Origin of the sequence: Aliamphritea ceti (assembly GCF_024347215.1) — a bacterium.
GTDB classification, from domain to species: Bacteria; Pseudomonadota; Gammaproteobacteria; order Pseudomonadales; family Balneatricaceae; genus Amphritea; species Amphritea ceti.
Genome location: NZ_AP025282.1, coordinates 1,195,403 through 1,208,860, shown reverse-complemented (window position 1 = coordinate 1,208,860; position 13,458 = coordinate 1,195,403). Strand labels below are relative to the sequence as shown.

Here is a 13,458-nt window from a genome sequence, read left to right as displayed (position 1 = left end):
GCTTAGTGATGAACCCATTCAACCTTGCTTAAATCAACACCGTCTTTGTACATGTCCCACAGAGGCGACAATTCGCGCAGCTTAGAAACCGCAGTACGAATTTGTTCAACAGCATCGTCAATATCTTTTTCTGTAGTAAAACGCCCGATAGAGAATCGAATCGAGCTGTGCGCCATTTCGTCATTCAGACCTAATGCACGCAATACATATGAAGGCTCAAGGCTTGCAGATGTACATGCAGAACCAGAAGATACCGCCAAATCTTTCAGCGACATTAACAGTGACTCACCTTCTACGTAGTTGAAACTCACGTTCAGGTTACCGATGTAACGCTGATCAACAGAACCGTTGATGTGGATTTCTTCCATATCTTCGATTGCATCCCAGAAACGATTACGCAGAGCAGTAATCTTATCTTTATCCAGCTGCATATCAGTTTTAGCCAGTCGCGCTGCTTCACCCATACCAACAATCTGATGAGTTGCCAGAGTGCCGGAACGCATGCCACGCTCATGACCACCACCGTGCATCTGCGCCTCAAGACGAACACGAGGCTTACGGCGTACGTACAATGCACCAATCCCTTTAGGACCGTACATTTTGTGACCAGAGATAGAAATCAGATCAACTTTCATGGCAACAACATCAATATCAACTTTACCAGCACCCTGTGCTGCGTCGACATGGAATAAAACGCCATTACTACGGGTAATTTCACCGATTGCGGCAATGTCGTTGATAACACCAATTTCGTTGTTCACGTGCATAATGGATACCAGAATAGTATCTTCACGCAACGCTTCAGCCACAGCTTCAGGGCTGATAATACCGTCGACGTCCGGGTCAAGGTATGTAACCTCAAAACCTTCACGCTCTAACTGGCGACAGGTATCCAAAACAGCTTTATGCTCAATTTTGGATGTAATAATGTGCTTGCCTTTTTTCGAGTAAAAATGCGCAACACCTTTGATCGCCAGGTTATCTGACTCAGTCGCACCGGACGTCCAGACAATCTCACGCGGGTCAGCGTTAAGCAGGTCAGCAACCTGTCGGCGAGCAGTTTCAACTGCTTCTTCTGCTTTCCAGCCATAAAGATGAGAACGGGAAGCCGGATTACCGAAATTACCTTCGATTGTCAGACATTCAATCATCTTTTCTGCTACCCGGGGATCAACCGGAGTAGTGGCTGCGTAGTCAAAATAAATTGGCAACTTCATTACATCAACTCTCCAAAAACGTCTCTTACTCAGAGACTAGGCGCTCACTTTCGCCTCGATTAAACTCGTATCTATTAACGTCTGCTGTTCACGATCCTGACGTTTTGCAACGGCCTGTACATCTTGGCGGGCCATTAAATCAGCCAGACTAATCTGGCTTAAAAAATCATGTATCTGGCTACTCAAATCACACCAGAGATGATGGGTCAAACAAGTATTACCACCCTGGCATCCGCCTGTATGGCCTCCGCCTGTATGCCCGCAACCCGTAGCATCAACTGACTCATTAACCGCATCTATCACTTCAGCAACATCAATTGCATGTTGCTCACGGTTAAGCTGATAACCACCACCTGGGCCACGCACACTGCGTACCAGTTCATTACGACGTAACTTAGCGAAAAGCTGTTCCAAATAAGACAGGGAAATTCCCTGACGCTCAGATATATCCGCCAGGCTGATAGGACCATCACTCGCATGAAGCGCAAGATCCAGCATCGCGGTAACCGCATATCTGCCTTTAGTTGTTAATCGCATAAAATACTTCCCTCACCCCAAACTGAGCACGCCGGGGATTATGCAATACCCTAGTATTTTAGTCAATTATATAACCAAGTAATTCACTCGGCTTTTTAATAACAGCTTTTACTAAGTAAATAACCTGCATCATAAAGTTAAATTCGTGCGATAAAATACCGCCTCCACAAGAGGGGCGGCGAGATTCTAGCACCTTTTAGGGCACGACTAAACGTCTGTATCTGACTTCTTAAGACGTTTCTGCGTGGCTGTTAAAATCCCCCGCAAAACATTTACTTCTATTTTGTCAGGCAGCGCTCGCAAAAATAACCGCCGAAGCCGGGGCATAAGCTGGCGAGGATTTTCCGGATCAAGAAACTCAATATCTATCATGGTTTGTTCAAGATGCTCGAACATTCGCTCCAGCTCTTGCATGTCAGCCTGATCCACATCCCACTCAGTACCCCACTGAGGCTTATCATCTGCCACATCCTGCTGCAAGACAGCCATACGTAACTCATAACAAATAACCTGAACAGCAGCACCAATATTCAGTGAACTGAACGACTCATCGGTAGGAATATGCACGTGATAATGACAACGCTGCAACTCTTCATTGGTCAGACCACGATCTTCACGGCCAAAGACAATCGCCATCTTCTGATTTTCACCCAACCCGGTAGCAACACCAGCAAGCTCACGCGGATTCAGCAACGGCCAGGGAATATTGCGACTACGGGCACTGGTACCCACAACCAGATGACAATCCGCAAGCGCCTCATCCAGCGAACTGACAACTTGTGCCTTATCGAGCAAGTCAGTTGCCCCCGAAGCTCTTGCAAAAGCATCTTCGTCAGGAAATATTTTTGGTTCGACCAGGCACAACTCACCCAGCCCCATATTCTTCATCGCCCGGGCAACCGCACCGATATTTCCGGGATGCGTGGTATTTACCAATACTATTCGTATATTTTGCAGCATCAATTTCAGACTTATAGGGTTAAAAAGGCGATTATTTTACCAGAACTTGCCAAGTATTCGCGGTTTGTTGTTCTTTATCGGGGTAAGATTTTGCTATAATCGCGCTCTTTGATTTCTTACCCTCCCTACGACTGGTATTAGATAGATGCAACCGATGGTAAATATCGCCCTGCGCGGCGCACGCATTGCAGGTGAACAAATCGCCCGCGCAGTGGAACGACTCGACCTGATTAAGTCCGAACAATCAAGTGTCAGTGACTTTTTCGAAGAAACCTGCATCCAGGCAGAAAAAGCGATTGCCAGCACAATCCAGAAAGCCTATCCAGACCACGAAGTTAATGGTGAGTTCACCGGCCAGCACGCTGCTGACGGCAACCCGGCCATCACCTGGCAGGTTAATCCTATCGACAGCACCAGCAACTTTGCCAATGGCGTACCTGTATTTGCTCTGAGCATTGCAGGCTACCAACGAGGCAGACTTGAACACGCCATTGTACTTAACCCAATGAATGGCGAAGAATTCACCGCCAGCCGTGGCCGTGGTGCTCAATGCAACGGAAAGCGCCTGCGTGTAAGCAACCTTAAAACCCTGCAAGGCGCACTGGTTGCAAGTAATTACTTTGGTCGCAACCAGAAGCAACATCTTGAGTCATTTCAACGCGTATTCAGCAACATCACTCTGGAAGACGGCAGCATCTACAATGCAGGCTCCCCGGTACTGAATATGGCATACACTGCCGCAGGTCGATTTGACGGTTTCTTCCAGTTTGGTATGAAAGGCGCCGACATGGCTGCCGGCACCCTACTTGTTCAAGAATCTGGCGGGTTACTATCTGACTTTAATGGTGGCAATTCTCACACCCAGAATGGCAACCTTATTGTAGGTAATCCAAAAATGCTTAAAGCACTGCTTAAGAGCATTCACCCAGCAGTTAGCGATGAACTAAAGTAACTTTTAGTCTTTTTAAAACCGGCTACATGCCGGTTTTTTATTGCCCACAATTTGCTACGACCACAAAAAAACCAGCCGAAGCTGGTTTTTTAGATCAATGTTCGGTCAGCAGACCAAACACTTCAAGAAACTGTTAAGCATCAAACGGATGACGCAAAACAATTGTCTCTACACGATCAGGACCTGTAGAAACAATATCAATTGGCGCATTGATCAATGCTTCAAGACGCTTAATGTAAGCACGTGCGTTTTCAGGCAACGCCTCCAGAGTCTGAGCACCCAGAGTATTCTCACTCCAGCCAGGCAGAGTTTCATACACAGGCACAATAGCCTCGTAATCTTCACTTCCTGTCAGAGAGTAAACAGCGTTACCCTGTGCATCTTTATAACCAACACACACTTTAATCTCTTCCAGACCATCCAGAACATCCAGCTTAGTCAGACAGATACCGGATACTGAGTTAACCTGAATTGCGTGCTTAAGCGCAACCGCATCAAACCAACCACAACGACGCGCACGACCAGTAGTCGCACCAAACTCATGCCCCTTAGTACCCAGATGATTACCAACTTCGCAATCCAGCTGAGTCGGGAATGGACCAGAACCAACACGAGTTGTATAGGCCTTAGTAATACCCAGAATATAATCCAGGTACAAAGGACCGAAACCACTACCGGTAGACGTACCACCCGCAGTTGTATTAGAAGACGTTACATAAGGGTATGTACCGTGATCGATATCCAACAATGAACCCTGCGCACCTTCAAACATGATGTTATCACCACGTTCACGGTATTCATGCAATTTAGAAGTCACATCCATAACCATTGGACGCAATACTTCAGCCATCGCCAGAGACTCTTCAAGCACTTTCTCGTAGCTTACAGGCTCAGCGTTATAATAGTTTTGCAGCATGAAGTTATGGTATTCCATTACTTCTTTTAGCTTTGTAGCAAAACGCTCACCATTCATCATGTCATCAAGACGCAGACCACGACGGGCAACTTTATCTTCATACGCTGGCCCGATACCACGACCAGTTGTTCCAATCTTGGCGTTACCGCGAGCAACTTCACGCGCCTGATCAAGCGCGACATGATATGGCAGGATCAGCGGACAAGCAGGACTGAGACGCAAACGCTCACGAACCGGAACACCACGCCCTTCCAGCTCTTTCATTTCCTTCAGCAATGCTTCAGGAGACAGCACTACGCCGTTGCCTATCATGCAAAGAACATTTTCACGCAGAATACCTGACGGAATCAGGTGAAGAACTGTTTTCTCACCATCAATTACCAGAGTGTGACCTGCGTTATGACCGCCCTGAAAGCGCGCCACGGCAGTAGCCTGATCAGTTAAAAGGTCAACAATCTTACCTTTACCCTCATCGCCCCACTGCGTTCCTAAAACAACGACATTTTTACCCATGCTAGTCTCTAAACGTTTAACTCAATCTAATTTCAAGCGGTTACAGGCTCTGCAGAACCCAAACCCCATCCTGCTGCACCAGTTGCTGCGCGAATACAACATCATCAGACGCTGCACCATCGAGCTGCTGCACAACTCGCTTACCGGTCGTGCGAAGTTCACTGATCGCCTTTAACAACCCAGCATCGCTGCCGGCTGACGCCAGTATTGCACCATCCTGCTGACACTGCAGAGCAGAAAGCTCAACCAATGTCTTAAGGTCAGCACTAAAACCTGTTGCCGGGCGAGCCCGGCCAAAATCACGCCCAACTTCATCATAACGACCGCCTTTAGCAATCGCCTGACCAAAGCTTGGCGTATACGCACCGAAAACGATTCCGGTGTGATAGTTATAACCACGTAACTCACTCAGGTCGAAATACAAATCTACCTGCGGATAACGCTGACCAATCTGCTCAGCTATCTGACGCAAATAATCCAGCGCCGGTACAACGGCATCACTAATTGCCGCAAAGCTCTCCTGAGCAGCATCCAGCACTTCAATACCACCATGCAACGCAGGCAGTTTAGCCAGCATTGCCGCCTGATCAGCTGACAGATCAACCTTACTCAGAAAACGCTGAATCTCAGGCATATCTTTACGCTGCAGCAATTCAAAGTAATCACTTTCCTGCGCATCAGTAAGCCCTGCACTGGCAATCAGCCCACGATAAATGCCCACATGCCCTAAATCGATACTCAATTCCTGATTAACACCCAGCACATGCAGGGTCTCAAGCATCAGAGAAATAATTTCTACATCACTTGCCAGGCCAGAGTGACCAAATAACTCAGCACCGACCTGTAAAGGATTTCGTGACGCCAGCGGATTCGCTGGCAATGTATGCAGCACTGTACTGCAATAACAAAGACGATTAGGACCATCATTTTTCAGGCGATGCGCATCAATACGCGCAACCTGCTGGGTAATATCTGCACGGATACCCAACATCCGACCTGTCAACTGATCAGTCACTTTAAAAGTATTCAGATCCAGGTCACGACCAACACCACTTAATAAAGAGTCCAGGTGTTCGATCATTGGCGTCATGACTAATTCATAACCCCAGGTATTATACATATCTAGCACTTGCCGACGGGCCGCTTCAACCTGACGCGCCTGTGGTGGCAAGACTTCTTTGACGCCGTCTGGTAATAACCAGCGATCTGCCAAGGCCATGCAACTCTCCTAATCGATAGATCAGTTAATCATATACAGCATGCACAGACCTGCCAGCATGCTGATTAAACCGGTTATCCGCAGCGCATTATCACTAATTCTCGCTAACTGCTGGACCAACCTTCGCCAGCGTCCGGGATAAAGAAATGGTACTACTCCTTCGATTATCAGCATCAGGCTTAAACCGATTAAGAGTGGCTGCCAAAGCTCTGCCCACATAACGCCTCTCACAAAACCGCATAAAAAAACCGGGCTTTAACCCGGTTACAGAATTCTACCACGGAACAGGGCAAATAGTGCAGCCTATTCCGGGTAAAAATTAATCAAAGGTAGCAATTATTGCTGCAGGTTTGGCTGATTCAGATAACGGAAGAATTCACTGTCCGGTTCCAGAATCATTACATCGCCCTGCTGATTAAATGCTTCTTTATATGCATTCAGACTACGGTAGAAAGAATAGAATTCCGGGTCACGGCTATATGCACTCGCATAGATACCTGCTGATTCCGCATCACCTTCACCACGCAGCTCCTGTGCATCACGGTAAGCCCCTGCTTCGATAACCGTTTTCTGACGATCGGCGTCAGCACGGATACCTTCTGCAAGCTCCTGACCACGGGAACGCAGTTCACGCGCTTCACGCTCTCGCTCTGTACGCATACGGTCGTATACAGAGTTAGATACTTCCTGCGGCAGATCGATTTTCTTAACCCGAATATCAATCAGCTCGATACCCAGCTCATCACGGGTGGTCTGACTCAGAGAATCTGTCAGCTCAACCATCAACTGATCACGCTCACCGGACACTACTTCTGTCAGGGTACGCTCACCAAACTGCGCACGCAGACCCGCATCCACACTAGGGAACAAACGTTCAGCAGCACGGAACTGATCACCGGAAGTTGCTGTGTAGTAAGTTTGCGGATCAATAACACGCCATTTAATGAACGAATCAACCACCAGACGCTTCTTCTCAACCGTCAAATACGACTGAGGCTGTGCATCCAATGTTAATACCCGGCCATCAAACTTACGCACCTTATTAATGATCGGAAACTTCACATGGAGACCAGGCTGAATATTTGGATTAACAATCTCACCAAATTTCAGCAGTACCGCACGATCAGTCTCTTTAATGATATACAGCGAATTAGACGCCAGTACGACCAACAATAGCGCAACAACTACGCCTGCCATAGATTTACCTGACATTATCGAGTCTCCCGTCGAGTTGTTTGCTGACGCTGACGCAACTGCTCAATCACCTGATCAGTAATATCACGAATATTATCGTTACTCAGACGAGCACCACTGCCTGAACGATTAAAATCAACCGGTGCCTGACGGCGCTCTGCCAACTTATCCAATGGCAAATACATCATGTTATTACCGCCTTCTACATCCACTAACACCTTGGAGTTATTCGACATAACTGTTTCCATGGCATCCAGATACAGACGCTCCCGGGTTACACCCGGTGCTTTCAAGTACTCACCTAGTAGCGCTTCAAAACGCTGCGCATCACCTTGTGCCTGAGCAACTACCTGCTCACGATACGCACTTGCTTCTTCTTTCATCCGCTGTGCGATACCACGCGCTTCAGGGATAATACCATTACGGTAAGATTCAGCTTCGTTCATCACTCGCTGCTCATCCTCACGTGCCTTGATTACATCATCAAATGCATCCTGAACCTGAGACGGCGCCTTAACTTCCTTAATGTTCACCTGACTGATCCGCAAACCAGTCTGATAATCTTCCATATACTGCTGCAGACGAGCTTTAACGTCTGTACCCAGAATCTCACGACCTTCTGTCAGAATAGAATCCATTTCAGACCCACCAACAATATGACGTAAGGCAGACTCGGCAGCATTCGCTAAACTTGCTTCCGGATCACGCACCTTCAACAGATAATTCTTAGGGTCAGAGATGACATACTGAACAGTAATAGAAACGTCTACAATATTCTCATCTTCGGTCAGCATCAGCGATCGATGATCATAAGCGTTTACCCGGGTAACATTTACCTGAGTAACCTGATCAATCAAAGGTGGGTTCCAGTGCAGCCCAGGCATTACAGTTTCACTGTACTTACCCAAAGTCAGAACAACACCACGCTGCTGCTGATCCACGGTATAAACACCAAAACCAGCCCAACCAAGCAGCAGTATTACTATCAAGATACCAAACAGGCCACCTGAAGGTGCTGCAGATTTACCACCGGAGCCACCAGACTTATTCGATTTACCGAAAATGCCATTTAGTTTTTCCTGCAGTTTTTGCAGCGCTTCATCAAGATCAGGAGGCCCCTGATCATTGTTGCCACCACCGTTACGCTTACCACCAGAGTTCCAGGGATCCTGATTATTCCCGTTACCGCCAGGCTCATTCCAAGCCATACTGTTCTCCGCTCTAAACCATTAATACTTTGTCTTTACCGAATACACAGGCAAAGCACCAAAAACTACAAAAAGTGTATGTAGGTTAATCATAGTATGCAACGCCTTAAATACGCTGCTTACTTTTAAAATTCAAATATTTGCCGTCACTGTAGCCACTCTGGTTTATTGACATCCAGCCCAAAGTAACGTTCCGCCGGTATACTTGCTTTACTGAGAATCTGCATAAAGTCTTTACGCTGCAAACGCACTTCCAGATGACTTTCACCCGCCTCATCATACGACTCATTCAATACAGCACCCTGACCATACAGCAGAGCACGGAATGCCCCTTCGGACGGCGCCACCTGAATTGAATCGTGAAAAAGGTCGTCAGCAAGACGCTCTGAAATAGCCTGAAACAGCAACTCTGTTCCCTGCCCAGTGGCTGCAGATACCCAAACCCGAATAGGCATACCTTCATCATTACGGTCGATACGCGGCTCAATGCCTTCCATTCGGTCTATTTTGTTATAAACCTCAAGACAAGGCACATCATCCGCTTTTATTTCCGCCAGCACAGCATTCACTTCATCGATATGTTCCTGACGGTCCTCATCGAACGCATCAATCACATGTAACAACAAAGTCGCTTCAGTCGTTTCCTGCAAAGTTGCCCGAAACGCTTCAACTAACTTGTGCGGTAAATGACGAATAAAACCTACCGTATCAGCCAGAATCGCCTGACCAACATCCGCCACCTCAATACAACGCAAAGTTGGATCTAGTGTCGCGAACAACTGATCAGCGGCATACACTTCTGCTTCCGTCAGCTGATTGAACAGCGTTGACTTTCCAGCATTCGTATATCCCACCAGAGACAAACCCGGTACCTCAGCGCGACTACGGGCACGACGCCCCTGATCTCGCTGCTTGCGGACTTTTTCCAGACGCTTCAGAATGCTTTTAATTCGGGCACGCAGTAACCGGCGATCGGTTTCCAGCTGGGTTTCACCCGGGCCACGTAAACCGATACCGCCTTTCTGACGTTCAAGGTGTGTCCAACCTCGGATAAGGCGTGTAGACATATGCTCCAGCTGAGCCAGCTCCACCTGAAGTTTACCTTCATGGGTGCGGGCACGCTGAGCAAATATATCCAGAATCAGACCGGTACGGTCCAGCACCCGGCACTGCAACTCTCTTTCGAGGTTACGCTCCTGGCCTGGGCTAAGTGAATTATTGAATATAACCAATTCGGCATCATACTGATGCACCATTGCCTTCAACTCTTCGACCTTACCGCTACCGATAAATAATTTCGGACTAGGCTTATGGCGACTACCTGTAAGAATATCTACAGGATCGGCGCCAGCAGAAAGCGCGAGTTCTTCCAACTCTTTCGGGCTTTCCCGGTCCGCCTCATCAGCCATATCTATGTGGACAAGTATGGCGCATTCGCCAGACTCAGGACGCTCAAAAAACAAATAGAACCTCAGTCAGCCGATTCATCACCCTGCGGTAACTTAACCGGACGTGCCGGTACCACAGTTGATATTGCATGTTTATAGACCATCTGGCTGACAGTATTTTTAAGCAGGATTACAAACTGGTCGAATGACTCAATCTGTCCCTGTAGCTTGATACCATTTACCAAGAAAATAGAAACGGGTACGCGCTCTTTACGCAGTACGTTCAGATAAGGGTCTTGTAAAGATTGCCCTTTTGACATTGGAAGCTCCTTCCTGTGAATCGATAAAATAAAATATGCGCAATTCAAATCCTGTTAGAAATACTGCGCATCTGACCGCCTCAAAAAAGCCGGACGGTCCGAAAAATTCAAGCTACAGCATTATATAATGCCACCCTCTAACAATTTCAAGGCATTATTGGTTAAATTTGGATCATTTGAAGCTAAAGTTTTCAAATCAGGCCAACTACGCAACCAAGTTATCTGTCGTTTAGCCAGTTGTCGGGTAGCAACTATGCCTTTCTGGATCATAGTTTCATGGTCCCACTGCCCCTGAAAATGCTCCCACATCTGCCGGTAACCGACACAGCGAATGGATGGCATACTGGCATCAAGATCACCGCGCTCCCATAACGCCCGAACCTCTGCTTCAAAACCTTGTTCCAGCATTATATGAAAACGCTGTTCTATCCTCTGATGCAGCACAGAACGTTCGGTTGGCATGACACACAAAGACTGCATGTTATAGGGTGCACGGGAAGCTTCCTGAGTCTGCCAGTGTTCAGTCATACTTTTACCCGTCAGTTCATAAACCTCCAGAGCCCGCTGCAATCGTTGCGGATCATTTGGATGAATACGGGCCGCAGATACCGGATCAACCTGTTTCAGGCGATCATGCAAACGCTCCCAGCCAAAGCTATTCGCTTCATCTAAAAGCCGCTGACGAACGCTCTGATCAGCTTCAGGCATATCAGCCAGACCTTTCATTAACGCCTGGTAGTAAAGCATGGTACCGCCTACCAGCAGTGGTATTTTGCCTTTGCTGGTTATTTCAGCCATATGCTGCAAAGCATCTCTTCGGAAATCTGCCGCAGAATACGCCTCAGAAGGATCTAGAATATCAACCAGACGATGTGGATAGCGTGCCAACAGCTCAGCTTCAGGTGTAGCTGTACCTATATTCATCTGGCGATAAATCATCGCAGAATCAACACTTATTATTTCACAGTCCAGCAGATCACAAAGCGCCATTGCAAGATCGGTTTTACCTGCAGCCGTTGGGCCCATAAGGAAAATTGCCGGCGGTAAAGACGTCGTCACTTAGTACTCCAAAAATCAAAATCTGTTAAATCTAAACGACAGAACGGTCTTACTGACCGCGCATAAACAGGCCATCAAGCTCCTGCATAGACATCTGAGTCCAGGTCGGACGGCCGTGGTTACATTGTCCACTACGCTCAGTTTGTTCCATATCACGCAATAAGGCATTCATTTCGGGCAAAGTCAGTTGACGGTTAGCCCTCACAGAACCATGGCACGCCATAGTCCCCAATAATTCATTCACATGCTCCTGAACTTTACGGCTATTACCAAACTGCTGCATATCCGCGATCACGTCCAGAATCAGCTTAGTTACATCACCGTTTGCCAGTGCCACCGGAACCTGGCGAATAACAATGGTTTCTTCGCCCATCCGGGCAATCTCAAAACCTAGCTGCCGGAACACTTCATGCTGCTCTTCAGCACAATCTGCTTCGCCACTGCTAACAGCCATACTGACAGGTACCAGCAGTGGCTGACTGCGCACGCCTTCAGCCTCATATGCTGTTTTCATCCGCTCATAAACAATTCGTTCATGTGCCGCATGCATATCGACTACTACCAGACCAATATCGTTTTGCGCCAGAATGAATACACCATGTAATTGGGCAACAGCATACCCCATTGGTGGACATTTCGTCTCATCCGCATCAGGCATTGCTATTCCGGTATTACCCATAACTGAAGCACTTGCCGCACCAGCCATCGGAGTGACTGCTGAATGCAATTGACCGTACTGCTGTATCTGCTCACGCACCTCACCGGACGAAGGCCGTTCAATCTGTGATGAAGACTGATAAAGCGGCATACGCCCCTGCTGAAAGCTCTGACCAACACCTGCAACGCCCGGTGAAGGCAAGAAATCACTGGTTGGTGCATTACCCCCAGCAGCAAGCACTGCTTCAGGAATACCTGCAGTGTCTTCTCCGGTCTGCGGTCGCATATCTGCAATTACCCGGTGCGTTGTTCTGAAAATAAAATCATGCACCAGACGGCTTTCACGAAAACGCACTTCATGCTTTGTCGGATGAACATTGACATCCACCAGCGCCGGATCAAGCTCCATAAATAACACGTAGGCCGGATGTCGACCATGAAACAGCACATCCTGATACGCCTGACGCAAAGCGTGGGATACGACCTTGTCACGAATAACCCGGCCGTTAACAAAGAAGTATTGCAAGTCCGCCTGACTCCGGGAAAAGGTCGGCAAGCCCACCCAGCCCCATAAGCGCAAACCTGATGCTTCCGCATTCACATCCACCCGCATCGATTCTTCAATAAAAGCGGGTGACATCAAGCTGGCAATTCGCCGCTCCTGCTCCGCTTCGCTCACAGCCGGACGTAACTGATGAATCACTTTCTGATTATGTCGCAGTGTAAAACCTACATCGAAGCGACTTAACGCCAAACGTTTAACCACTTCTTCCAAGTGCTTAAACTCGGTTTTCTCTGTCTTCATGAACTTACGGCGGGCAGGCGTATTAAAAAACAGATCCCGCATTTCAACCGTAGTTCCGGCAGGATGTGCAGCAGGCGAAATTTCCGCCACCATATCCCGGCCTTCGGTCTGAACCTGCCAGGCACTTTCCTGATCAGCAGTACGTGACGTCAGCGTTAGCCTTGAAACTGAACTGACGGATGCCAATGCCTCGCCCCGGAACCCCAGACTCTGCACCGCTTCAAGATCATTCAGATCGCGAATTTTACTGGTAGCATGACGGCTTAACGCCAGAGATAAGTCTTCTTTCTCGATACCGCTACCGTTATCCCGCAAACGGATTAGTTTTATACCGCCCTGTTCGATATCCAGTTCAATACGGTCAGCACCTGCATCAAGGCTATTCTCGAGAATCTCTTTAACTACGGACGCCGGACGCTCAACAACTTCGCCAGCCGCTATCTGGTTCGCCAGTCGTGGCGACAGTAAATGAATACGGGACATAAATTACACTCGGTACCGGAATAGAATTTT

At 47.9% G+C, this 13,458-nt stretch carries 13 protein-coding genes; 1 reads left to right on the top strand and 12 read right to left on the bottom strand.

The window, feature by feature from the left end:
- Positions 1-2: 2 nt before the first annotated feature.
- The 3 genes from OCU49_RS05505 to trmJ form a co-directional block, all read right to left on the bottom strand.
- Positions 3-1,217, bottom strand: a complete 1,215-nt coding sequence (locus OCU49_RS05505) for an IscS subfamily cysteine desulfurase (protein ID WP_261843981.1) — start codon at positions 1,215-1,217, stop codon at positions 3-5.
- Between the two features lie 36 nt (positions 1,218-1,253).
- Positions 1,254-1,754 carry a Fe-S cluster assembly transcriptional regulator IscR gene (gene iscR, locus OCU49_RS05500; RefSeq protein WP_261843980.1) on the bottom strand — a complete coding sequence of 167 codons (501 nt, stop codon included), beginning with the start codon at positions 1,752-1,754 and terminating at the stop codon, positions 1,254-1,256.
- A 207-nt stretch (positions 1,755-1,961) separates the two neighbouring features.
- Positions 1,962-2,714, bottom strand: a complete 753-nt coding sequence (trmJ, locus tag OCU49_RS05495) for a tRNA (cytosine(32)/uridine(32)-2'-O)-methyltransferase TrmJ (protein ID WP_261843979.1) — start codon at positions 2,712-2,714, stop codon at positions 1,962-1,964.
- A 145-nt stretch (positions 2,715-2,859) separates the two neighbouring features.
- Between trmJ and OCU49_RS05490 the strand changes: the two genes are divergently transcribed.
- Complete coding sequence (locus OCU49_RS05490; RefSeq protein ID WP_261843978.1) at positions 2,860-3,666, top strand: inositol monophosphatase family protein; 807 nt, start codon at positions 2,860-2,862, stop codon at positions 3,664-3,666.
- 133 nt (positions 3,667-3,799) lie between these two features.
- Here OCU49_RS05490 and OCU49_RS05485 read toward each other — a convergent pair whose 3' ends face one another.
- The 9 genes from OCU49_RS05485 to mutL all read right to left on the bottom strand — a co-directional run bounded on the left by OCU49_RS05485 (position 3,800) and on the right by mutL (position 13,428).
- Complete coding sequence (locus tag OCU49_RS05485) at positions 3,800-5,095, bottom strand: adenylosuccinate synthase (protein ID WP_261843977.1); 1,296 nt, start codon at positions 5,093-5,095, stop codon at positions 3,800-3,802.
- 40 nt (positions 5,096-5,135) lie between these two features.
- Positions 5,136-6,314 carry an ATP phosphoribosyltransferase regulatory subunit gene (locus OCU49_RS05480; protein WP_261843976.1) on the bottom strand — a complete coding sequence of 393 codons (1,179 nt, stop codon included), beginning with the start codon at positions 6,312-6,314 and terminating at the stop codon, positions 5,136-5,138.
- 21 nt (positions 6,315-6,335) lie between these two features.
- Positions 6,336-6,533: a DUF2065 domain-containing protein gene (locus OCU49_RS05475; RefSeq protein ID WP_261843975.1), complete on the bottom strand. Its 198-nt coding sequence runs from the start codon at positions 6,531-6,533 to the stop codon at positions 6,336-6,338.
- 117 nt (positions 6,534-6,650) lie between these two features.
- Entirely contained in the window at positions 6,651-7,526 is an 876-nt protein-coding gene (gene hflC / locus OCU49_RS05470; protein ID WP_261843974.1) for a protease modulator HflC, read from the bottom strand.
- Positions 7,526-8,716, bottom strand: a complete 1,191-nt coding sequence (gene hflK / locus OCU49_RS05465) for an FtsH protease activity modulator HflK (protein ID WP_261843973.1) — start codon at positions 8,714-8,716, stop codon at positions 7,526-7,528. The genes hflC and hflK overlap by 1 nt, the downstream gene beginning before the upstream one ends.
- Positions 8,717-8,862: 146 nt before the next feature.
- Complete coding sequence (gene hflX / locus OCU49_RS05460) at positions 8,863-10,179, bottom strand: ribosome rescue GTPase HflX (protein ID WP_261843972.1); 1,317 nt, start codon at positions 10,177-10,179, stop codon at positions 8,863-8,865.
- A gap of 8 nt (positions 10,180-10,187) precedes the next feature.
- Positions 10,188-10,424, bottom strand: a complete 237-nt coding sequence (gene hfq, locus OCU49_RS05455) for an RNA chaperone Hfq (protein ID WP_124925946.1) — start codon at positions 10,422-10,424, stop codon at positions 10,188-10,190.
- Between the two features lie 120 nt (positions 10,425-10,544).
- On the bottom strand, positions 10,545-11,450 hold the full coding sequence (miaA, locus tag OCU49_RS05450; RefSeq protein ID WP_261845198.1) for a tRNA (adenosine(37)-N6)-dimethylallyltransferase MiaA: 906 nt from the start codon (positions 11,448-11,450) through the stop codon (positions 10,545-10,547).
- Between the two features lie 82 nt (positions 11,451-11,532).
- The gene (gene mutL / locus OCU49_RS05445) at positions 11,533-13,428 is read right to left on the bottom strand and encodes a DNA mismatch repair endonuclease MutL (protein ID WP_261843971.1); all 1,896 of its coding nucleotides are present in this window, start codon (positions 13,426-13,428) and stop codon (positions 11,533-11,535) included.
- Between the last annotated feature and the right edge of the window lie 30 nt (positions 13,429-13,458).

What these genes read in the sequence shown, in the direction of transcription:
- OCU49_RS05505 (WP_261843981.1), bottom strand. Translation starts at nt 1,217, where the DNA reads ATGAAGTTGCCAATTTATTTTGACTACGCAGCCACTACTCCGGTTGAT.
- iscR (WP_261843980.1), bottom strand. Translation starts at nt 1,754, where the DNA reads ATGCGATTAACAACTAAAGGCAGATATGCGGTTACCGCGATGCTGGAT.
- trmJ (WP_261843979.1), bottom strand. Translation starts at nt 2,714, where the DNA reads ATGCTGCAAAATATACGAATAGTATTGGTAAATACCACGCATCCCGGA.
- OCU49_RS05490 (WP_261843978.1), top strand. Translation starts at nt 2,860, where the DNA reads ATGCAACCGATGGTAAATATCGCCCTGCGCGGCGCACGCATTGCAGGT.
- OCU49_RS05485 (WP_261843977.1), bottom strand. Translation starts at nt 5,095, where the DNA reads ATGGGTAAAAATGTCGTTGTTTTAGGAACGCAGTGGGGCGATGAGGGT.
- OCU49_RS05480 (WP_261843976.1), bottom strand. Translation starts at nt 6,314, where the DNA reads ATGGCCTTGGCAGATCGCTGGTTATTACCAGACGGCGTCAAAGAAGTC.
- OCU49_RS05475 (WP_261843975.1), bottom strand. Translation starts at nt 6,533, where the DNA reads ATGTGGGCAGAGCTTTGGCAGCCACTCTTAATCGGTTTAAGCCTGATG.
- hflC (WP_261843974.1), bottom strand. Translation starts at nt 7,526, where the DNA reads ATGTCAGGTAAATCTATGGCAGGCGTAGTTGTTGCGCTATTGTTGGTC.
- hflK (WP_261843973.1), bottom strand. Translation starts at nt 8,716, where the DNA reads ATGGCTTGGAATGAGCCTGGCGGTAACGGGAATAATCAGGATCCCTGG.
- hfq (WP_124925946.1), bottom strand. Translation starts at nt 10,424, where the DNA reads ATGTCAAAAGGGCAATCTTTACAAGACCCTTATCTGAACGTACTGCGT.
- miaA (WP_261845198.1), bottom strand. Translation starts at nt 11,450, where the DNA reads ATGGGCCCAACGGCTGCAGGTAAAACCGATCTTGCAATGGCGCTTTGT.
- mutL (WP_261843971.1), bottom strand. Translation starts at nt 13,428, where the DNA reads ATGTCCCGTATTCATTTACTGTCGCCACGACTGGCGAACCAGATAGCG.